Here is a 19,948-nt window from a genome sequence, read left to right on the forward strand (position 1 = left end):
CGCCGCGCGAAGCAAAGGGGCCCCTGGCCCCTTTTTCCATGCGCGCTCACAACGGGCGCACTCTTGGACGTGCAAGGTAAACGGCCGGTAGCCAAAAGCAAGCGAAACTTGCTTGCGGCCACTCACTCGATGGAAGGTTTAGCCCCCGTCGGCGAGTACCTTCTTGAGGTCGGGTTCAAGACCGTCCAGCCACCCGCCAGTGATGACTTCGCGGCCGACGATGACCTTGCGAATGACCCCGGTTTTGTCAATGAGCATCCAAGTAGGGGTGCCCTGCAGCGAGGGGTAGTCACTCCGCCAATCGTCATTGATTGAACCGACCGGAAAGGAGATGGGCTTGACCGATTCGATCATGGCCTTGGCATTTTCAATTTTGTCCCGGAAGTTCACAGCGACGATAGTGAAGCCTTTCTCCTTGTACAACTGATAGTGCCGCTCCAGCGACCGCATCTCGTTGCGGCAACGTGGACACCAGCTTGCCCAGAAATAGACCAAGGTCGGCTTTCCTTCGATGGTCTTGGGATCGAACCGTGTGCCGTCAAACAACTCGATGCTGCTGAGCTTCGCCTTCTCACCGACAACCTGTGCCGCGACAGGAGCTGCTGCCGAGGCAAGAATGCATAGAACCAGTGCGGCGCTGCGGACAAACATGGAGTACTCCTATCGGTGGTTGAGAGGCTACCGTTTAAGCTGAGCGGATCGTTGCGGCCTGAGACTAAGAGCCCAGGATGAAATGGCGGCCATTTTGCCGCATGCCGCTATGGATCCGGTTGAGCGAATGGTTAGGCGGTATCGTTCCATCAGGCGCTATTTGATCCGTAGCTAAACATGATTTGCAATGAAATCTCTCAATATGAATATTGCCATGGATGCAACAGCGGAAACAGACCCTAGAAGAAAGAATCGACGGGCCTGTTCAACTGATTTCCCCAATGCCTCTTTCGCTTGAGGCTTGGTGGCCAACCAGGGAACAAATGCGAGAGTGATTGCGGAGATGAGGCCGAGGACCAAATGTATGACATCGCCGGAGTTCCAAGGCGTTCCGGCGCCTTTGCTGTTGAAGCCGGTGTAACCAATGAATGCAATTAGCAGGGCCAACAAACCGATTGCGCCCGAGCATATGCCCGGGACGGACCCTGTTGGATGCTCTAGTTCACTTACTGAAGGCATTTTCGCGATGTTCTTTCAAAAATTGGTTGGTCTTAAAGTGCTCCGAATAGAACGCCTTGGTGCGTGTGATTCCTAACGTCGAAGCTGAGGAGGCGTAGCCAGCTGGCCGCGCGGAGCTGAAAATATACAGGCAGCGAAGCGCGGCCTGCTGGCGGAGGTCCACTCGAACGATGGCTTGCCTCGCACGATGACGCGGCCTTTGGCGAAACTCCCTGTTCTCGCACCTGTTCTCGCCTCTGTCACAGGATGCCCTTGCCTGCCTTGGTAACGGCGGGTGCGATGAACTTGGGGTGTGAGTCGCGCTCGGACCGCAGTGTTCTATTCAGGTCGACATGATTTCCCTGCTCGGCACGCCGTCGGCAATGCGGCTGACCTTTGGGTGCGCCTGGGGCTACTTTTGCAGCTCCGAGGGCCGATTTTGCAAGCAGTCCTTGCGGCCGAGCCTGCCAGGCAGCGCAAGGAGTACCCACGCTGAGAGACCTCTGCCGGGGCTCGGCGCAACAGTTTCAGCGCAACAGCCCAGAAATAGCCGGTATAAACCTAACCAAGTGGCCAAATGTCTTGGCCTCAACCAGCCCGAGCTCCTATGAACATCCAAGCCATTGCTGCTGTCGCCACGCCTCGCTATCGGGGCGCTGGCCTCGCCGGGCTGGTCTTTTTTGTACTCGCTGGCGCCGGCTCACTGGCCCTCGCACAAAATCAGCCGGCGGCTCAGCCTGCCCCGCAGTCAGCCCAGGTGGACCCGGTTGCCGCGCTGGTCAGCCAACTCGATCTGGAGAAGTACAAGGCCACCATCAAGGGACTCACGCAGTTTGGCGACCGCCGCCAGGGCACCGAGCGCAACCGCAAGGCCTTGGACTGGATCGAGGCCCAGCTCAAGTCTTATGGCTGCAGCAATACGGAGCGGCTGCAATATCAGTACACCGAGCCCGCTAGGCGCACGCCCGCCGCACCCCAACCCGCGCGTGCCGGCGGCCCCGCAGGGCAGGGCGGCAGCACCTTGTTCGGGCAGCGCGCCCCTACCGGCGTGAATACCGATCCCATGGCACAGCCCGATGAGCGCCTGCGCGCACTCAATGCGGAACCCACGCCGGTGGGCACCTCGCTGCGCGAGAACGTCTATTGCACCAAGGTCGGCGCCACCCGCCCCGACGAGATGTACATCGTTGGCGCGCATATGGACGGCATTGGCTGGGGCGAAGCGGCCAATGATGATGGTTCGGGCACCGCCTTGGTGATGGAGTTGGCGCGCATCTTCAGCCAACCCGGCGTAGCGACCGAGCGCTCGATCCGCTTTGTGCTGTGGAACAACGAAGAGACCGGCCTGCAAGGTGCATCGGCCTATGTGGCTCAGCGAAAGGAGCTGCAAGGCATCGAGTCGCCCAAGGGCTCGGGCCGGTATCCGGAACCGAAATGGCTGGGCATGATCCAGCACGACATGATGTTGTTCGACCATGGCATGCCGGTGGCCCAAGTGGATGCCAAGGGCAAGACGGTGTTTGCGCCGCCCAAGGATCAGCGCGCCGAAGCGGATGTCAATATCGAGTACCAATCGGCCTCAAAGTATGCGGACGGTGCCGCCGCGCTGGCCTGGGCCTTCCGCGCGGCCAACGACAAGTACGCCAGCCATTACCCGGCCGCTGTCGGCTTTCACATGACCAATACCGATTCAACCCCGTTCATGGACTGGGTGCCGGCGATCTCGCTGCGCGAGAACGAGCGCGGCATGCAGATCGGCGCGGGCTGGAACCCGCATTGGCACCAGCCGACCGACCTCTACTCGGCCTTTTCGGACAAGGATTTTTTGCTGGGGCTCAATGCAGCCCAAACCACCTTGGCGGCGGTCGCGCAGTTGAGTGGCGCCAAGCTGCAGCAATGAAAGTTCCTGCCGGCTGAGGCAGCGGGGAGCTCGGCTCGAAGCCATGCGGCCTAGGCCAAGCCCCGGTCGATGGCCGGCAGCTGGCCAGCCGGCGCTTCGGCCCTAGGTATTAAGCACTAGGCATTAGGCACTAGGCATCAGGCAGCGTTGACCCATGGACGGCTCTGGCTGCCCGCCGCCAGCACTTGTTGAGTGTTCAGGCTGGCGATTGAAATTGCCGCGTCGCGGGGAATAGCGCCGCAGAGCTGCAGCGCCAGATAGCGCCCGCAACAGACGCGCAAGAAGGAGGCAAAGTTGTCGACCGTGCCGCGCTCGGCCACCAACTCGTCATACAGCTTGGCGCACAGCTGCGGCACGCCCATACCGTCGCGCTGCGCGATCTCGCCCAGCACCTGCCAGAACAGGTTTTCCAACTTGATGCTGGTCGTGACGCCATGCAAGCGCACCGAGCGGGCGCGGCTGGCATAGAGCGCCGGGTCGGCACTGATAAAAACCTGGCACATCTTGACTCCCAATAAAGCGGCCCTGCATCATCGGGGCCGCTCGGGGCAGCGTCAACTGGCTTCAGCTGGCGACCACAGGCCGCAGCTCAGAGGCTGATTTGGGTGCCCAGCAGCGTCAAGAACTGCGCCATCCAAGCGGGATGGGCGGGCCAGGCCGGCGCCGTGACCAAGTTGCCGTCGGTAATGGCGGCGTCGATGGCGATCTCGGCAAAATGGCCGCCCGCGATCTCGACTTCCATCCGGCAGGCGGGGTAGGCCGAACAAGTGCGACCCTTGAGTACGCCGGCGCCGGCCAGCAGTTGCGCGCCGTGGCAGACGGCGGCGACCGGCTTGTTGGCCTCAAAGAAATGTTTCACCATCGAGATCACGGCGGGAAAGGTGCGCAGGTACTCGGGGCCGCGGCCGCCGGGGATCAGCAAGGCGTCATAGCTGCTGATATCGATGTCGGCAAAGCTGGCGTTGAGCGTGAAATTGTGGCCGGGCTTTTCGCTATAGGTTTGCGCGCCTTCGAAATCATGGATCGCTGTCTTGATCTGCTCGCCGGCTTTTTTGTCCGGGCAGACGGCGTGCACGCTGTGGCCGACGGCCAGCAGGGTCTGGAACGGCACCATGGTTTCGTAGTCTTCGCAATAGTCGCCGCAAATCATCAAGATCTTCTTCGCCGCCATGGTTCACTCCTCGGGTTGCATGAGGAGTGGATTGTTGGCAAGGAAACTCAGCCCGGGGTGTTAGCCGGCTACTACATGCGGATGCCAGCGCTTGGGAAGCAGCGCGAGCCGAGCCGAGCAAACTTCAGCGCATGTCCTTGGGGTCGCCCAGATGGGCGCGCAGCCATTGGCGCATTTCCCACTGCACATGGCCGACCGACTCGCGGGCGGTGTAGCCATGCGCCTCCAAGGGCAGCAGTACGTAACGTGCGGTGCCGCCGGTGCCGGAGAGCGCTTGGTAGAGCCGCTCGGACTGCATCGGCATGGTGCCGGCGCGGTCATCGACATCGCCGTGAATCAACAGCAGAGGCTCCTTGATCTGGTTGACATACAAGAAGGGTGATAGCTTCAGGTAGATGTCACGAGCCTCCCAGAGCGAGCGCCGCTCGCTTTGAAAGCCGAACGGTGTCAGCGTGCGGTTGTAGGCGCCGCTGCGCGCGATGCCGGCCTTGAAGAGGTCGGTATGGGCGAGCAGATTGACGGCCATGAAGGCGCCATAGCTGTGGCCACCGATGGCCACTCGCTTGGGGTCGGTGACGCCCAGATCCTCGGCCTTGTCGATGATGGCCTTTGCGCTCAAGGTGATTTGTTCGATGAAATCGTCATTGACGGATTTGGCATCGCCGACGATGGGCATGGTGGCGTCCATCAGCACCACATAGCCGTCCAGCACCAGCATCAAGGGGCTGAGTCCGCTGAAATTCGGGTAGCGATTGGTGGAGCCGCTGAGTTGGCCGGCCAGCGCCGCATCATTGAACTCAAGCGGGTAGGCCCAGACCAAGGTGGCCCGGGCTTCGCCCTCCTTGTAGTCGGGCGGCAGATACATCCAGAAGGACATATCGACACCATCGGCACGTTTGAAGCTGATCAGTTCGCGGCGGATCTTGCGCATCAGCGGGTGCGGTGGGCGGGCCTTGGTCAAGGCCAGCGAAGTTGCCCCCGGTTGATTCAGTACTTGCACATGCAAGCTGGGCGGCTGGTTGGTGCTTTCTTGCAGGCTCAGCAGGCGACCGTCACCCAGTATCTCAAGCGGTTGGGCGTAGACGGCTTCGCCGGACTGGAACAGGCGCTGCACGCTGCCGTCCTGCAGCGAGAGGCGGTCCAAGAACGGGCGGTCGCCCTTGGGGCTGGCGCCGGCGCCTTGCAGCAGCAAGCCGCCGCCATAGGTTTGCGCCAGCAGGTGGCCGCCTGCGGACATGCGCATCATCGGGCTGCCGGGGTGGCGGTAGCGCTCGCGCTGGGAATGGTCAAACACGGTGCGTATGCTGCCGCCGCGCAGCGCCAGCAGGTAGCTGCGGGTCCAGGCGCGCAAGCCATCGTCCTCGCTGACCAAGGCATGTTGGCCGTCGTCTACAAAGCGCAGGCTGTTGAAACGTTGCGGCAGGCGTAGCAACTCTTGCGCCTCGCCCGTGTAGGGCGCGTCCAGGCGCATCAAGCGGTCGCGGTGGGCGGCCCGGTTGTTGGGGTTGCCGCCGTCCAGCGCCTCGACCCAGTAGACGGCCGCATCCTTGTTCGGCGAGGCGTAAAACAGCCGCGGCCCCGGCAGCACCCCGTTGATTGCCACGCCGCGTTTGAGCGGCAGGCGGGCCACCTCGCGCAGCACCACGCCATCAGGTCGGCGCACTTCCACGACCTGGGGGAAGTCCTCCCAGGTCAGGCTGTAGCTGAAAGGGCGGGTGATGCGCTCGGTCAACAAGGCCTCATCTTCGCCCAGGCTTGAAACGCTGAAGAACATGGCGGGCGCGCCGAGCCGCTTGATTTGCAAGCTGCGCAGATCGACGCGGGTCAGTTGCGACAAGGCGTGATGTTCAAGCAGGCGCTCGTCATGTGGAGTCTGCAGCAGGTCGGCATGGGTGCGCTCTGGCGAAGCTCGGCCTGCGGTCTCGCGAATCAAGGGTGCATTCGGCACGCTGGGCTGCTTTGGAGCGGCTGCGCGCCGCTCGACCTGGGCCAGCAGCACCAACTCAGACGCATTCAACCAGGCGATTTCACCTTGCGCCAGGGCGTTGTTCAATCGCAGCCCATTGACTTGGCGCAGCTCGCCGCTGACAGCATTGCCGACCCACAACTCGTTGGCTTTGTCGGTGCGGCGCTCAAGCAAAAACCGCTGGCCATCTGGCGCCCAACTGAAGCTGTGGAAGAAGCTTTTTCCTCCTGCGCTGAGAGCGCTCAAATCAATGTTTTGCTCCGGGGCTTGCGGATTGAGCAGTGGGCGCAGGCGCAGGCGAGCGATGGCGCCAGTCGCGGCGGTCTGGCTGGGCAGGCCACTGGCTTCGTCAAAGCGCAGGCCGGCCAGCTTGAGGGTCGGGCGGGCCAGCTCGGCCAGGCTGCTGAAACGGCGCAACTCCAACAGCGCCAAATGCTGCTTGTTTGGAGAGACCAGATGTTTGGGCAATGCCGGTGCGTCCAGCAACTCGCGCACCGTCGGCGAAGGCTGCTGGTAGATGGTCTGCTGCGCTGCGGCGACCGCAACGAGGGTGCTCATGCCGAGGCCAAGGCCGAGCAGGGCAAGGTGGGCGAGGCGGTTGAATCGAGGCAGCAAGACGAGGAGTTCCGACAACATGGCGGCAAAGCGTATCAGATTGGGACGTTCTGGCTGCCGGCGCTCAGCAGCCAGGCCAGCGCCGAGAAGCTCAGAAAGGCCAGCATCGTTGATGCCATGATGATGCGGGCCACGCGGCCGTTGTCGGCGCCGTAACGCTCCGCCAGCAGGGACACATTGCTGGCGCTGGGCAGGGCGGCAGCCAAGGTCAGCACCGTCAGCTGATAGTCAGTCAAGGCCGCACCCCAGGTCTGCGCCAGCCAACCCAGACCAAACACCAGGCTCGGGTGCAGCAGCAGCTTGAGCAGCGCCACCGGCAGATATTGCGCGGCCGGCGTGCGGCTGTGCGCATGCCGGCCGGCCCGCCACAAGACCGCGCCGATGGTGAACAAAGCCACCGGCGAGGCGGCGTCGGCCAGCATGCTGATCACCGTCATCAGCGGCCCCGGCAAATTCAAGCCCAAGCCGGCGACGCTCAGGCCCAAGGCAATGGCCCAGGGCAAGGGGTTGGAGAGGGCGCCTCTCAAAGCCTGCAGCAATGCGGCCTGGGGCTTGCCCGGCTCGCCCTTATGCTGGTTCGTATTGCCGTTTGCCTTAGCGCTTGCCCTAGCGCTTGGCTTCCCGCTTGCCAGCGCAATGCACAGGGAACTGGTCAGCAACAGATCGACCAAGATCGTGCAGATGACAGGCCCGGCTGCGGCCGCACCCATCAACGCCACCAGCAGCGGCACGCCCATGAAGCCGGTGTTGGGGAAGGCGGCCACCAGCGCACCAAACGCCGCGTCCCTAAGAGGCAGCTGCTCGGACAGGGTCAAGCGAATCGTCAGCGCCACCATGATCAGCGCCGAGGGTATGTAGACCGCCAGTACGGCGGGGCTGAGCAGCACCGCCAGCGGCGTGTTCAGGCCAAAGCGAAACAGCAGGCAAGGCAGGGCGAAGAACAGCACAAAGCCGTTCAAACCAGGGATCGCTGCTTGCGCCAGCAGGCCGCGCTGTGCGGCCAGATAGCCGCACAGGATCAGCACAAAAAAGGGCAGGGTGATGGCGAATATGGCGAGTAGGGCGGGCATGGGAATGGGCAGTATCGCAAGCCTGCCTTGCTGGCGGCTGAACGCCGACGGCTCGCCGCAAGGAGCGGCTTGGCGGCTCGGGTGGTGCGCCGACACATCGCAACCCCTGTCCCAAAACGCCTACAAATGCGCATGGACTGTGAGCGATTGCGCGCTGACCCCCGGTTTGCGGGGGCGCGGGCGGGGCGCAAAGACCGGGGCGTCAACTACGATCCCGGCACAAACCCTTATGCGAATGCCTGAACTCACTCTCCCCCCCCCATCGCCCCAAGCTTTGATGCGCGAAGGCGCGGTGCTGGGCGTCTGGCGCTTGGGCGCCGCCTTGCATGGCCGCAATCCAATAGCCGGCAGTCAGTCGGGCCAGTGGTATCGCGCTCGGCACGCGTTGGCCGCCGACCGATTCTGCAATGTGCTGGTCTTGCCGCGCTGTGAACGCTCGGCCGGCATCATGCTGCGCTTTGGCGATCAGGTCAGTGATTTGGGCGCTCTGGCGCACCCGGTCATCAATGTCCCGACCGACAGCGGCATCACGCCTGAGGGCCAGCCCTATCTGATTTTTGACGCCACCGAGGGGCAACCCATCGTGCGCGCCTGCTCCAGCCTGCCGCTGCGCGCTCGGCTGCAACTGGTGGTGGAACTCTGCGAGGCCCTGCGTTATGCGCATCAGCAGGGCTGGTTGCTGGGCGAGATTGACCCGTCTTTGTTGTGGGTGGGCGGCAGTGAGGCCCAACTCAAGCTGATGGGCATGGGTTTGTTACGCATGCCCGATCCCGCTGACCCCTTCGAGCGGGGGCTGAGCCTGGCCTCGGCGCCAGGATTTGCCAGCCCTGAATCCATCGCCGGCGAGCCGCCAAGCTTCGCCAGCGAAGTCTTCGGCCTGGGTGTATTGCTATGCCTGTTGGTGGACGGCCGCGTGCCCAGTGAGAAGGACACCGACACCCTCTCTGCGGCGGCCTCTTGGCCGGGTCTGAGTGCCTTGGAGCGCTTCAGCCTGGATGCTTTGTTGCGCAAGGCGGTGGCGCCAAATGCTGCGCGGCGCTATGCCGGCGTTGAAGCCTTGGCCGAGGACTTGCGCGCTTGGTTGGCGGGGGAGGATCATTCGGCCTTGGCCCTGACGCCGATGCCCATCACCGCCTCGAGTGGTGCAATCGCCTATGAATCCGCCGTGCCCGCCTGGCCGGGCCCGGCCGGCGCGAATCGACGCTCAGTTTGGGTCGGTTTGGCCTTGGCGGCTGTGGCGGTGCTGTCGGCTGCTGCCTGGCAAGGGCGACAGTTTTGGCCTCAGTTTGTGGCCGTGGTCGCATCGCCTCCAACTGCCGCCGAACGAACGTCCGGGGGCCGCGTGGCGGCTGCCGTGGCGCGACCCAAGGCAAACGACGCGGCCGCAGCAAACCAATCTCCAGCTGTTTTGCCGACCCAAGCCGTCAGCATCGAACTCGCCGAGGCCGTGGAAGCCGCCCCGACGCAAGTCAATGGAAGAGTGCTGGCCTCGAACTTGCCTGCAAAGGCCGAGCCAGCGCGTGCTCCCCTGCGAATGCGCGCTCAGACCGCTGCACCCATGACGATGCCGATGCCGGACGCGCCTGCCTCTGCGGCAGCCTTGTCGGCTCAGAGCGACGCCGGCGAATAGGCGGCCCGCGCAGCTGAACTGCTCGGGCGTCGGCCCGGGCGGATCAGTTCTAAGCCGGGCGAGCGCCCGCCCGGCCGGCCTCCACCACAAAGCGGGCCGACACATCGACCGCACTGTGGGCGTCCCAGAGTTCGCTGACAGTGCGCAACTCGGCCACCAACTGCCCGGCCCGCAAGTCAAAGCTCATATAGCCATGCTGATCGCTGCGGCCGTAGCGGATATGCCGGTTGTGCGGCAGGGCGCGGTCAATCCGCTGCTGATCCAGGCCCTGGCTGGTGATCGAGGTGCCGCAGAACTCGGTTGCCACGATGGGGCTCTTGGCCTCATTGAAGTCCAGCTTCAGGTCGGCCACATAGTTGGCATGCACATCGCCGCCCAGCACCACCGCGTTGGCTAATTTTTTATCGGCCAAAGCTTGCAATAGGCGTGTGCGCGCGGCGGGGTAGCCGTCCCAGCCGTCGGTCCAGTGCACCCTCGGCTCGGCGGGGTTTTCTTGCCAGTTCATCTGCGCCATCAAGGTCGATTGCGCCAGCAGGTTCCAGGGCCGCGCCGCGTCCCAACTTTGTGCCAGCCAACGCTCTTGTGGCAGGCCCAGCAGCGTGCGCTGGGGGTCTAAAAAGGCCGGGCAATCCTTGATCGACAAGGTGTTGGAGCCGCCGCGCCCGGGCTTCGGGCAGACCTGGGGGTCACGGTATTGGCGGCAGTCCAAGGTCATGATGCGAGCCAATGTGCCCCAGTCATAGCGCTCGTGAATGCGAATCTCGTGCCCGTTGGGCCGCATAGCTTTCGGAAACGGCATATGTTCCCAATAGGCCTTGGCCGAGGCTACACGGCGCGCCGGGAAATCGGGCTCCAGGCCTTGGGAGCTGTCGCCGGCCCAGTCGTTGTCCACCTCATGGTCATCCCAGGTGATGATCCAGGGTGCGCGCGCATGCATCGCCTGCAGGGCCGGGTCGCTCTTGTACTGGGCATAACGCTGACGGTACTCGGGCAATGTGCGGCACAGGCCGCCCAGGTGTACGCGCGGCGCGGTGCCGCTGGCCGAGGCGTTAGCGACGGCGCCGTATTCGTAGATGTAGTCGCCCAGGAAGAGTACGACGTCGAGTTCCTGCTTGGCCATGTCGGCCCAAGCCGCATATCGGCCATGGTCCCAGCGCTGGCAAGAGGCGATAGCGAAGCGCAGTTGACTGACATCGGCCTCAGCCGCAGGCGCTGTGCGTGTTCGGCCGACCATGCTGCGAGCGCCCAGGGCCTCGAAGCGGTACCAGTACCAGCGATCTGGTTTGAGGCCGGCCGCCTCCGCATGGACGCTGTGCGCATCTTCAGCGACGGCCTGTTCAACGCCGCGTGCCGCAATCCGGCTGAAGGCCTCGTCCTCGGCCAATTCCCAGCGCACCTCGGCTTTTACTGGCAAATCAGCACCGCTCAGGCGGGTCCACAAGACCAGACCGTTCGGGCGCGGGCAGCCCGAGGCCAGGCCCAGTGCGAAGCGATCGACCGCGTCGGCGCTGTCGGCAGCAAAGGCGTGGCGGATGAAGAGCGGCGCGCTGGCGGCGGCAATGGAGGCTTGCAACAAGCTGCGGCGACGGGAGTCTGGCGTGGTGATGAGGCTCATGGCCGACAGCATAGCGTCCCCGCATGGCTATCATGCTGGGCTGCCCCCCGCTCAAAGCCATGTCCGCCAAACCCGCCACCACCCTCAATCCCGCCCAGCTCGAAGCCGTCCACCATCTGGACGGCCCCTGCCTGGTGATTGCCGGTGCGGGCTCGGGCAAGACCAGCGTGATCACGCAAAAAATCGCGCGCCTGCTGCAGGCCGGTTACGCGGCCAAGCACATCGGCGCCATCACCTTCACCAACAAGGCCGCGCAGGAAATGCGCGAGCGGGCCAAGAGCCTGATCGGCGCGCGCGCCGCCAAGGACCTGGGTATCTCGACCTTTCACTCCTTGGGCGTGCGCATCCTGCGCCGCGAGGGGCCGCTGGTCGGGCTGAAGGAGCAGTTCTCGATTCTCGACAGCGATGATGTGCAGGGCGTGCTGCGCGACGCCGGCGGCACCCTGGATGCCAACCAGGCCAAGGCCTATCAGTGGACGATTTCGGGCTGGAAGAACCAGGGCTTGACGGCCAAGCAGGCGCTGGCCATGGCCAAAGACGAGCATGAGCGGGCCGCAGCCATCGTGATGGAACGCTATCAAGAACGGCTGGCGGCTTATCAGGCGGTTGACTTCGACGACCTGATCAGCCTGCCGTTGCGCTTGCTGAGCGAGCATGCCGAGGCGCGCGGCCGCTGGCAGGATCAGCTGCGCTACATCCTGGTCGACGAATATCAGGACACCAATGCGGTGCAGTACGACCTGCTCAGGGCCTTGGTCGGCCCGCGCGCGATGTTCACGGCGGTGGGTGACGATGACCAGAGCATTTATGGCTGGCGCGGCGCGACGATTGAAAACCTCAAGCGTCTGCCGGTCGATTACCCGCGCCTGAAGGTGATTCCGCTGGAGCAGAACTACCGCTCGACCGGCGCCATCCTGCGCGCCGCCAACAACGTCATCGCGGTCAACCCGAAGATCTTCGAGAAAAAGCTGTGGAGCGAGTTCGGCGATGGCGATCCGGTCTCGCTGGTCGAGTCAGACGGCGAGGAACATGAGGCCGAGCGTGCGGTGCAGCGCATCCAAGCCTTGCGCGCGGAGGGCAAGGCCCAGCATTTTGCCGACTTCGCCATTCTTTACCGCGCCAACCATCAGGCCCGCAGTTTCGAGAAAGCGCTGCGCAAGGCCGAGATCCCCTACAAGGTCTCGGGTGGTCAGAGCTTCTTCGATAAAAGCGAGATCAAGGACCTCTGTGCTTGGCTGCGCCTGCTGGTCAACCAGGATGATGACCCGGCTTTTTTGCGCGCCATCACCACGCCCAAGCGCGGCATCGGCCACCAGACCCTGGGCTCGCTGAGCCAGTTCGCGGGGCGCTGGAAGAGCAGCATGTTCGAGGCGCTGTTTGCCGAGTCGCTTGGCGAGGTGATGAGTGCCAAGGCACTGGGCTCGCTGCATGAGTTCGGCCGCTACATCACCGATCTGGAATTCCGCGCCAAGCACACCGAGGGCAGCGAGCCGGCCAAGGCCTTGCTGCTGGAATGGGTCAAGGACATCGGTTACGAAGAACATTTGCTGGGCAGCGAGGACAACGAGAACGTCGCGATCGCGCGCTGGAACAATGTCTTGGACTTCATCGACTGGGTCGCCAAGCGCTGTGGCGGCCAGGTCACGCAGGACGGCGGCACCAGCGTCGAGAGCGAAAAGCAGACCGTGCTGCAGGTCGCGCAGACCATCAGCGTCATCATCTCCTTGGCCGAGCGCAATGAGGAGCAAGACCAGGTCACGCTGACCACGCTGCATGCGTCCAAGGGTTTGGAGTGGCCGCATGTCTTTCTGGCCAGCGTCAACGAGGGGCTCTTGCCCTTCAAGGCCGACGATGAAGAAATGACCGCACAGCGCCTGGAGGAGGAGCGCCGGCTGATGTATGTCGGCATCACGCGCGCGCGCAGCACGCTGGCCGTGGGCACGCTGCGCCGGCGCAAGAAGTCGCGCGAGACGGTGATGGGCATACCGAGTCGCTTCATCACCGAGATGCGACTGAATGAAGGCAGCACCAAGGAAGACCCACGCGAGAAGCTCAAGCGCTTGCGCGAATCCTTTGCGGCCAAGGGAGCGGCCTCAAACGCGGCGCAGGCGGCCGATGGCAAGCCAGGGTCGAATTGAGCAAGGGCTTGAAGCGCAACGCCTGCATGGCTTGACGGCATAGCGGAAACAGGGTCAAGTCTTGCCCTCAGACTCCGTCCGTGCTTGGTGATATTTTCAGATCCTCAAGCTTGTCCGTCATGCCTACCGTTTGCACTCGACCGCAGCCGTTTTGACTTCGCCCCTCGCCTCCGCGAGCCGCCAGCTCGCTTCATTTTCAGCCTTGTTGCCCGCTTTGCTGCGCTCTTTTGTAGGTGGCGCGGTCGGCGCGGTCGTTTGCCTGGCCATTGTGCTGACGCTGGGCGTGCTGGCGCTGGCACCCCTGGGCAGCCGTGCGGCCTTGATGGGCGTACCCGCTGCCTTTGCCTGCGTGATCGTCAGCGCTACTATTTTTTCCATCCTCAGCCGCAGCCGCATGGCGGCCGGTGGCCCAAGTTCACCAACGGCCCTGATCATTTCCTACTTGCTCGGCCAGGTGCTGCGGCAAGAGCAAGCGGGCGCCAGTGCCATGTCCTTGACGCTCGTGTTGGCCGTCTTGAGTGCGGCCGTCATCGGTATGGGCTTTTTGCAAATGCTGATGGGGGTTTTGAAGCTTGGGCGCCTGGCACGCTTTGTCCCGCAGCCGGTGCTGGCCGGTTTCATGAATGGGGTTGCCGTGCTGGTGCTGCTGGCCCAAGTGCCGGCCTTGCTGGCTGTGGCCCCCGAGCTGTGGCCTGGGCACGCCTGGCAGGCGCTGCACCAGTCACATATGGGCGCCTTGCTGCTGGGCTTGGCCACGGCAGGCCTGGTCGGTGTGCTGAGCTGGGTCGCGCCGCGTTGGCCGGCGGCTTTGCTGGGCATGATGTTGGGCTTGCTGGGTTTTCATCTGGCCAGCGCCACATGGCCCGAGCTCAATCTCGGAGCCACGCTAGACGCCTTGGAGGCCGGGCAATATTTGCCGGGCTTGCTGGCCTTGTGGGCCGAGCCCGTGGCGACCCTTTCCTTATTGGCCCAGCACGCCCGGCCCATTGCCCTGACGGCTCTTTTGCTGGCCATGGTGGGTAGCCTGGAGTCTTTGTTGAATTTGCGCGCCGCCGATCAACGCAGCGGTGAACAAAGTGATGAAAGCCGAGAGCTTTGGGCCTTGGGCCTGGCAAATATCGGCGGAGGCCTGGTCGGTGCTCTGCCGATGACGCGTTCCAGAAGCCGTGCTGTGGCCATCGAGATGGCTGGCGGGCGCGGCGGCGTAGGCGCCATGGGAGCTGTACTTTGCTCGGCCTTGCTGGTCGGCTTTGCCGGCGAGTGGCTGGCCTATTTGCCGCGCGCCGTCTTGGCCGGTGTGATGTTGACTGTCGCCTTCAATCTCTTGGATCGCCGCTCGATCCAGCAACTGCTGCGGCAACTTGGCCGGCCGCGCAGCCCAAGCGAGTCGGGTGGCACGGCCAGGCGGGACGGCGTTCTCACCATGAGTTTGGTTTGTCTGTTGACACTGTGGCAAGGGCCGGGTGCAGGCGTGATTCTGGGCTTGTTGCTGTCGATACTGTTGTTCTTGCGCGGCCTGAATCGCAGCTTGGTGCGCAGCCGTTTTTCTGCGCAGCAGCGCCCCAGCCGGCGTGTCTATCCGCCACAGGTGGAGCAGCAATTGCGTGCGGTACGGCCCCATATCCTGGCGGTGGAGTTGGAGGGCGCGCTCTTTTTTGGCAATGCCGACCGCGTGAAAGATGAAGCCCAGCATGTGCCCGTCGGCGCATCTTGCTTGATTGTTGATTTGCAGCGGGTCTTGTCCATCGACGAGTCCGCTGCGATGGCCTTGCTGCAACTCGACGTAGGACTGGCGCGCAAGGGTTGCCGGCTGCTCTTGGCAGGGCTGGGGCCTCACAACAGCCCGCTGCGCCGCCAGTTGATGGACTATTGGCCCGAAGCGAGTGCTGCCGCCACTGCCGCCGCTACTGCCGCCGCTACTGCTGCCCCTAATGCAGGTCCAAATGCAGGCCCGATCTCAGGCCGGTGCTATCTGGATCTGGATCACGCGCTCGAAGCGGCCGAGCGGCAAGCCTTGCAGACAAGCCTTGGCCCCGGCCAAGAGCAGGCCTTAGGCGGGGCCGTGCCGCTGGCGCAATGCAGCTTGTTGCGGGACTTGTCTGCCGCGCAGCAAGCCGTCGCCACGGCCTACCTGCAGCCGCTGAGTTTGAAGGCCGGCGAGCGCTTGTTCAAGGAGGGTGACCCTGGCCAAGGTGTTTATATGCTAACGCGCGGTTCAATCAGCATTGTGAGTGGCAGCGGGCAACGCTTTATGAGCTTTTCTGCCGGCACGATGCTGGGTGAGCTGGCGATGCTGGATGGGCAAGGCCGCAGCGCCGATGCCGTGGCCGACCAGGATGCGGAAGTTTTCTTGCTCACGCCGCAGGCGCTGAGCGCCATGGCCGCCGCTGACCCTTTGCTGTGCAGCCGGCTCTACCGCAATATGGCGCTTCATCTGGCCACGCGCTTGCGGGTTGCGACCGGCGCTTGGCGCAGTGCCGCTGGGGTGCAGTGACTTGCAAGCCTGCGATGATGTTCGCTTTGCCGGAAACCCAATCTATGTCCAAGTCAATACTGGCCGTGCTGGCCCTGCTCGTTTCTTTCGGCGCTGCGGCCGCTACCGCGAAGAAGCCGGCCAAGCCGGCTTCGGCTCCCGCTGCGGCGGCGTCAGCACCTGCTGCGGCCGCCAGTGCTGCTCAATCGGTAACGACCGCTTCCGGCCTGCGCTACGAGCCCCTCACCGTGGGCAAAGGCCCGCACCCGACGGCCACCGACAAGGTGCGCGTGCACTACGTCGGTCGTTTCTTGGACGGACGTGAATTCGACAGCTCGATCAAGCGCGGCGAGCCGGCCGAGTTTCCGCTCAATCGCGTCATCAAATGCTGGACCGAGGGCGTGCAACTGATGCAGGTCGGCGGCAAGGCGCGTCTGCATTGCCCTTCCGCCATCGCCTACGGCGAGCGCGGGGCCGGTGGCGGCGAAATCCCTCCCAACACGCCATTGGTGTTCGAGGTTGAATTGCTCGGCATCATCGCGCCCTGATTTCCCTTTGGACCAAAAGGAAGGCCCCGAACGTTTCCGTCCGGGGCCTTTTTTCTTGCAAGCCTGAGCCGCGTTAGTTCATCTCCACCTTGCTCAAGTTGTCATCCGAGTTGCGGTCAATCCGCATGTTGTAGGGGTCGACGCCGACCCAGGTCGGGGCCTTGTCAAGCAGCAAGCTGATCTGCTGCTTGCCCGACTTCAGCGGCCTGCGTTCCATCAACAGCACCGAGTCCCGTGTGAAGCCTTTTTTGCCCGGCTCGGCGCTGAAGGCACCGATGTCCATGGCCTCGTTCAAGGGGCTCTCGGTTTCCTTGCCTTTGCCGTCGGCATACATCTTCTTGGCGTCCACAGTAAAGGTGACTTCGAACTTGCCGTCGGCGCGCTTGCTGGCCTTGGCGTCGCTGGCTTTCAGGTCGAACAATGTGATTTTCTCGAACAGGTCGACGATCAAGGCTTCATGTTCGGGCCCAGCCTCGGCGCGCAGCAGACGCAGAAAATCTCGCGTGTCGGCATAGGGTGCGGCCTTGAAGGCGAACTCGGCCAGAAGCTTTTGCAGCGCGCGGTTGACCTTTTCTTCGCCGATCAGCTCTTTGAGCGAATACATCACCACCGCGCCTTTGCGGTAATGGATATAGGCCTGGTCCTCGACGCGGGCCAGCGGCAGCTCTTCCACCGCCTCACCAGCACGTCCGCTCAGGTAACGGTCCAGCTCGAACTTCAGGAACTTGCGGATCTGCGCCTTGCCATAGAGCTTTTCCATCACCAGCAGCGCCGAGTATTGGGCGAAGGACTCGCTCAGCAGCGTCATGCCTTGCTTTTCGGCGCCATTGATTTGGTGGCCCCACCATTGGTGCGCCATCTCGTGGGCGGTGACGAAGGTGACCAGGTCGACCTTCTCCTCGCTGTCCGCGTCCTTGAAGTCCTGGATGAAGCCGATCGCTTCAGAGTAGGGCACGGTGGCCGCAAAGGCCTGGGCAAAGCGTTGGTACGCCGGGAACTCCATGATGCGGGCCTGGCCGAACTGGTAAGGCGAAAACTGCTCGCTGTACAGGTCCAAGGACGCTTTCATGGCATTGAACATGCGCTGCACATTGGTGTTATGGGCCGGATGGTGGTAGATCTGCAGCGCCACGGCCTTGCCGTCCTTGCCGACCCAGCTGTCACTGGCTTTTTGGTAGCGAGCCGATTGCATCGAGAAGAAGTTGGCCGTCGGCGCGTCGCTGCGTGTGACGATGGTGCGGCGGCCCTGGGCTGTGATGTCGCTGATGGTGATGCCGGGGGCTATCGGCGTTTGGTCGGCGTCGGTGCTCAGGGTGATTTCTGCGTTGACCAGATCGCTGTCATGGCGCAGATAGTTATGCGCGTTGGCGCTGTTGTCCTCGAGCTTGGCGACGCGCATTTCGGGCGGCAGGCCATGCTTGCGGCGTTTGGCCCGATCTTGCAGCAGCAGGCCGCGCGGCACGCCCAGCATAGGCGCGAACTGCTGGTTGCTGATGAAGCTGCCATTGGGCACGATTTGCGTTTGCGGCTTGCTGTTGACGAAGCCCTCTTGCTCCATGCGCACGGCAAAGCTGAGGCCCAGCTTGTCGCCCGCTTGCAGCGGAGTCTTGAGCCGGTAGATGCGGTGGGCCAAGTCTTTGTACTCCTTCTCCAGCACGGCGCCGTCCAGCGTCATCGCCTGCACCTTCAGGCCCGGCGCCCATTGCACATGCACCTGGCTGATGGGCTTGCCGCTGCGGTTCTCCATTTGGTAGCGGCCCTCGATGTCGGCGCGGGCTTGGCTGGGGTAGAGATCGACCTTGAACTTGACATCGGTGATGGTCGGCTGAGGCAGCTCGGCAAAGCCCCACAAGGTTTTCTCGTAGTCGGCCAGCAGCCGCTCTTCTTCGGGGCCGGTGACATAGTCATTCAACACATTGCTGTTGTAGTAGATATAGGCGCCGCTGAGACCCCAAGCCAAAGTGGCCAGGCCCAAAAGCAGACCCGGCGTGCCGGCCAGGCGTGAGCGCAGAAGGGCCAGGCGTGGCTGCATGCGGGTTTCCACGCCGCGCCGCCACATCAGATGGGTGGCCACCAAGAGCATCGCGCCAAAAGCCAACCAATAAGCTTGATGCCAGGCTCGGCCGATCCAGAAGCGGCCCATCTCGTTCATATCGGACAGCGGCACCTCCGGCGTGCCGGCAAAGCTGTAGAGCTTGTGCTCAAACCCCAGGCTGCCCATCACCATACCCAGCACCATCAAGACCATCATCACGGCCCAGCCGACGAATTTATGCGGCACCATCGCCTGCACAAAGATCGAAAGAATGGCCAGCAAGGCGGCCGAAATCAAGCCCGGCAGCACCAGCCACAGCAAGTATGCGGCCGGCTGAATCTGGGTGAAGCCATGGCTCAGCTGGAACAAGATGCCGGTCAGCATGGCGGTGAGGTAGCAAGCCAGCAGGACGCCGGTGATGGCCAGCACCTTGGGCAGTAAAAAGGCCCAGTTCGGCGCCGCGCTGGCGTCCACGATCTCATGCATGCGGCGCTCGCGGTCACGCCAGACCAACTCGCCCGCGTAGTAAATCGCAATCAGCAGCGGGATGATGCCAAAGCTGCCCTCCAGCGCATCCACCACCGCCCTTGTTACCGGCAAATAGGCGACGCCGCGCTCCGAGGTGGTCAAGAGCAGACCGACCAAGGCGTTCAGCACGCCGATCGCCAGCAGCACAAAAAAGGCAGGGCTCTTGAACACAAAGCGCATGTCGAAGCGGGTCAGCGCGCGCAGTTGCTGCCAGGCGGTGCTGCCGCCGTGGCTAGGCTGGGCCAAGCGCTTAGGGCTCGGCAACGCGTCGCTCTTGTCGATTTTTTCGGCCTTGGCAGCCGCTTTGGCAGGCGTCTCGAACCGGAATAAACGGTAGGCCAGGCCAAACAGGGCGGCGGCCACGCCCAACCAGATCAGCCGGTTGTAGAGCAGCATGCCGCTCAAGCTCGGCAGCAGGGTGTTGCGGTCGGCGGCGGTCCAGTACTTGGTCACGCGGTTCAGGGCGCCAATGGCGAAGGGGTCGGCCAGGCCCGAGGCGAGGTCCAGCGAGGGGTCCTTCAGCAAGACCCGCGAGGCGCCGAACAAGACTATGAAGGCGACCGCGCCGACATAGGTCCACATCATCGAGCGCGTGATGGTGGCCAGCGCGAAGAAGCCCGCGCCCAGCACCAACAACGTGGGCACGCTCATCACCAGTTGGCCGAAGATGTAGTGGCTCAGCACCAAGGGACCTAACTGCTCTGCGTCCAGCCAAGGCATCATGGAGCCGATCAGAATGGCCAAGGGCACGGCGGTGGTGACCAAAAATGCCACAAACATCGCGCCCAAGAAGCGACCGATCAGATAGTCGAATTTGCTCACCCGCGTGGAGCGCAGGATGGACGCGAAGCCGAACTCCTCGTCACGGATCACCACATTGGCCACAAAGGCGGTGACGATGAAGATCGCCATCAGGTTCATGGTGGCGATCATCTCCAGGATGGCGTAGGGCGAGTTCAGGTTGCTGCTGCCTTTGGGCCCGCCGATCTGGATATCGGTCGAGACGATGGCGCCAAAGCTCAACAGGAAGAAGATCACAAAGCTGATCAGGAACAGCGGCGAGCGCAGCTGATAGCGCGCCTCGAAGGCGAAGATGTTGCTGAGCATTTC

The 19,948-nt window shown here is 63.2% G+C and carries 12 protein-coding genes; 5 read left to right on the forward strand and 7 right to left on the reverse strand.

Features of this window, described 5'->3' with window-relative positions; all coding sequences use genetic code 11:
* Nucleotides 1–138: 138 nt before the first annotated feature.
* Nucleotides 139–651, reverse strand: coding sequence for a TlpA disulfide reductase family protein (locus tag LNV09_RS17975; RefSeq protein ID WP_263558448.1), 513 nt, complete (start codon nucleotides 649–651; stop codon nucleotides 139–141).
* A gap of 1,105 nt (nucleotides 652–1,756) precedes the next feature.
* On the opposite strand from LNV09_RS17975, the gene LNV09_RS17980 reads away from it, so the two are divergent.
* Nucleotides 1,757–3,049, forward strand: coding sequence for a M28 family metallopeptidase (locus LNV09_RS17980; protein ID WP_263558449.1), 1,293 nt, complete (start codon nucleotides 1,757–1,759; stop codon nucleotides 3,047–3,049).
* Nucleotides 3,050–3,186: 137 nt separating this feature from the next.
* Here LNV09_RS17980 and LNV09_RS17985 read toward each other — a convergent pair whose 3' ends face one another.
* From LNV09_RS17985 to LNV09_RS18000, 4 genes are all read right to left on the reverse strand, one after another.
* The gene (locus LNV09_RS17985; RefSeq protein ID WP_263558450.1) at nucleotides 3,187–3,552 is read right to left on the reverse strand and encodes a ribbon-helix-helix domain-containing protein; all 366 of its coding nucleotides are present in this window, start codon (nucleotides 3,550–3,552) and stop codon (nucleotides 3,187–3,189) included.
* A gap of 86 nt (nucleotides 3,553–3,638) precedes the next feature.
* Entirely contained in the window at nucleotides 3,639–4,220 is a 582-nt protein-coding gene (locus tag LNV09_RS17990) for a DJ-1/PfpI family protein (protein ID WP_263558451.1), read from the reverse strand.
* 124 nt (nucleotides 4,221–4,344) lie between these two features.
* Nucleotides 4,345–6,744, reverse strand: coding sequence for an alpha/beta hydrolase family protein (locus tag LNV09_RS17995; RefSeq protein ID WP_263558452.1), 2,400 nt, complete (start codon nucleotides 6,742–6,744; stop codon nucleotides 4,345–4,347).
* A gap of 92 nt (nucleotides 6,745–6,836) precedes the next feature.
* Nucleotides 6,837–7,871: an AEC family transporter gene (locus tag LNV09_RS18000; protein ID WP_263558453.1), complete on the reverse strand. Its 1,035-nt coding sequence runs from the start codon at nucleotides 7,869–7,871 to the stop codon at nucleotides 6,837–6,839.
* Nucleotides 7,872–8,106: 235 nt separating this feature from the next.
* On the opposite strand from LNV09_RS18000, the gene LNV09_RS18005 reads away from it, so the two are divergent.
* Nucleotides 8,107–9,501, forward strand: coding sequence for a serine/threonine-protein kinase (locus LNV09_RS18005; protein WP_263558454.1), 1,395 nt, complete (start codon nucleotides 8,107–8,109; stop codon nucleotides 9,499–9,501).
* Between the two features lie 49 nt (nucleotides 9,502–9,550).
* Here LNV09_RS18005 and LNV09_RS18010 read toward each other — a convergent pair whose 3' ends face one another.
* Nucleotides 9,551–11,116, reverse strand: coding sequence for an alkaline phosphatase D family protein (locus LNV09_RS18010; RefSeq protein ID WP_263558455.1), 1,566 nt, complete (start codon nucleotides 11,114–11,116; stop codon nucleotides 9,551–9,553).
* A gap of 59 nt (nucleotides 11,117–11,175) precedes the next feature.
* Here LNV09_RS18010 and LNV09_RS18015 point away from each other — a divergent pair, with 59 nt between their 5' ends.
* The 3 genes from LNV09_RS18015 to LNV09_RS18025 all read left to right on the forward strand — a co-directional run bounded on the left by LNV09_RS18015 (nucleotide 11,176) and on the right by LNV09_RS18025 (nucleotide 16,275).
* On the forward strand, nucleotides 11,176–13,254 hold the full coding sequence (locus LNV09_RS18015) for an ATP-dependent helicase (RefSeq protein WP_263558456.1): 2,079 nt from the start codon (nucleotides 11,176–11,178) through the stop codon (nucleotides 13,252–13,254).
* 202 nt (nucleotides 13,255–13,456) lie between these two features.
* Nucleotides 13,457–15,748 carry a SulP family inorganic anion transporter gene (locus tag LNV09_RS18020; protein WP_263558457.1) on the forward strand — a complete coding sequence of 764 codons (2,292 nt, stop codon included), beginning with the start codon at nucleotides 13,457–13,459 and terminating at the stop codon, nucleotides 15,746–15,748.
* Nucleotides 15,749–15,792: 44 nt separating this feature from the next.
* A complete protein-coding gene (locus LNV09_RS18025) occupies nucleotides 15,793–16,275 on the forward strand; it encodes an FKBP-type peptidyl-prolyl cis-trans isomerase (RefSeq protein ID WP_263558458.1) in 483 nt (160 codons plus the stop codon).
* A gap of 73 nt (nucleotides 16,276–16,348) precedes the next feature.
* Here LNV09_RS18025 and LNV09_RS18030 read toward each other — a convergent pair whose 3' ends face one another.
* The gene (locus LNV09_RS18030; RefSeq protein WP_263558459.1) at nucleotides 16,349–19,945 is read right to left on the reverse strand and encodes an ABC transporter permease/M1 family aminopeptidase; all 3,597 of its coding nucleotides are present in this window, start codon (nucleotides 19,943–19,945) and stop codon (nucleotides 16,349–16,351) included.
* Nucleotides 19,946–19,948 lie beyond the last annotated feature (3 nt).

Source organism: Paucibacter sp. B2R-40 (assembly GCF_025717555.1).
Lineage (GTDB): Bacteria > Pseudomonadota > Gammaproteobacteria > Burkholderiales > Burkholderiaceae_C > Paucibacter_A.

Excerpts from the sequence above, each read along its gene's own strand:
- LNV09_RS17975 (WP_263558448.1), bottom strand. The coding sequence starts at position 651 with ATGTTTGTCCGCAGCGCCGCACTGGTTCTATGCATTCTTGCCTCGGCA.
- LNV09_RS17980 (WP_263558449.1), top strand. The coding sequence starts at position 1,757 with ATGAACATCCAAGCCATTGCTGCTGTCGCCACGCCTCGCTATCGGGGC.
- LNV09_RS17985 (WP_263558450.1), bottom strand. The coding sequence starts at position 3,552 with ATGTGCCAGGTTTTTATCAGTGCCGACCCGGCGCTCTATGCCAGCCGC.
- LNV09_RS17990 (WP_263558451.1), bottom strand. The coding sequence starts at position 4,220 with ATGGCGGCGAAGAAGATCTTGATGATTTGCGGCGACTATTGCGAAGAC.
- LNV09_RS17995 (WP_263558452.1), bottom strand. The coding sequence starts at position 6,744 with ATGAGCACCCTCGTTGCGGTCGCCGCAGCGCAGCAGACCATCTACCAG.
- LNV09_RS18000 (WP_263558453.1), bottom strand. The coding sequence starts at position 7,871 with ATGCCCGCCCTACTCGCCATATTCGCCATCACCCTGCCCTTTTTTGTG.
- LNV09_RS18005 (WP_263558454.1), top strand. The coding sequence starts at position 8,107 with ATGCCTGAACTCACTCTCCCCCCCCCATCGCCCCAAGCTTTGATGCGC.
- LNV09_RS18010 (WP_263558455.1), bottom strand. The coding sequence starts at position 11,116 with ATGAGCCTCATCACCACGCCAGACTCCCGTCGCCGCAGCTTGTTGCAA.
- LNV09_RS18015 (WP_263558456.1), top strand. The coding sequence starts at position 11,176 with ATGTCCGCCAAACCCGCCACCACCCTCAATCCCGCCCAGCTCGAAGCC.
- LNV09_RS18025 (WP_263558458.1), top strand. The coding sequence starts at position 15,793 with ATGTCCAAGTCAATACTGGCCGTGCTGGCCCTGCTCGTTTCTTTCGGC.
- LNV09_RS18030 (WP_263558459.1), bottom strand. The coding sequence starts at position 19,945 with ATGCTCAGCAACATCTTCGCCTTCGAGGCGCGCTATCAGCTGCGCTCG.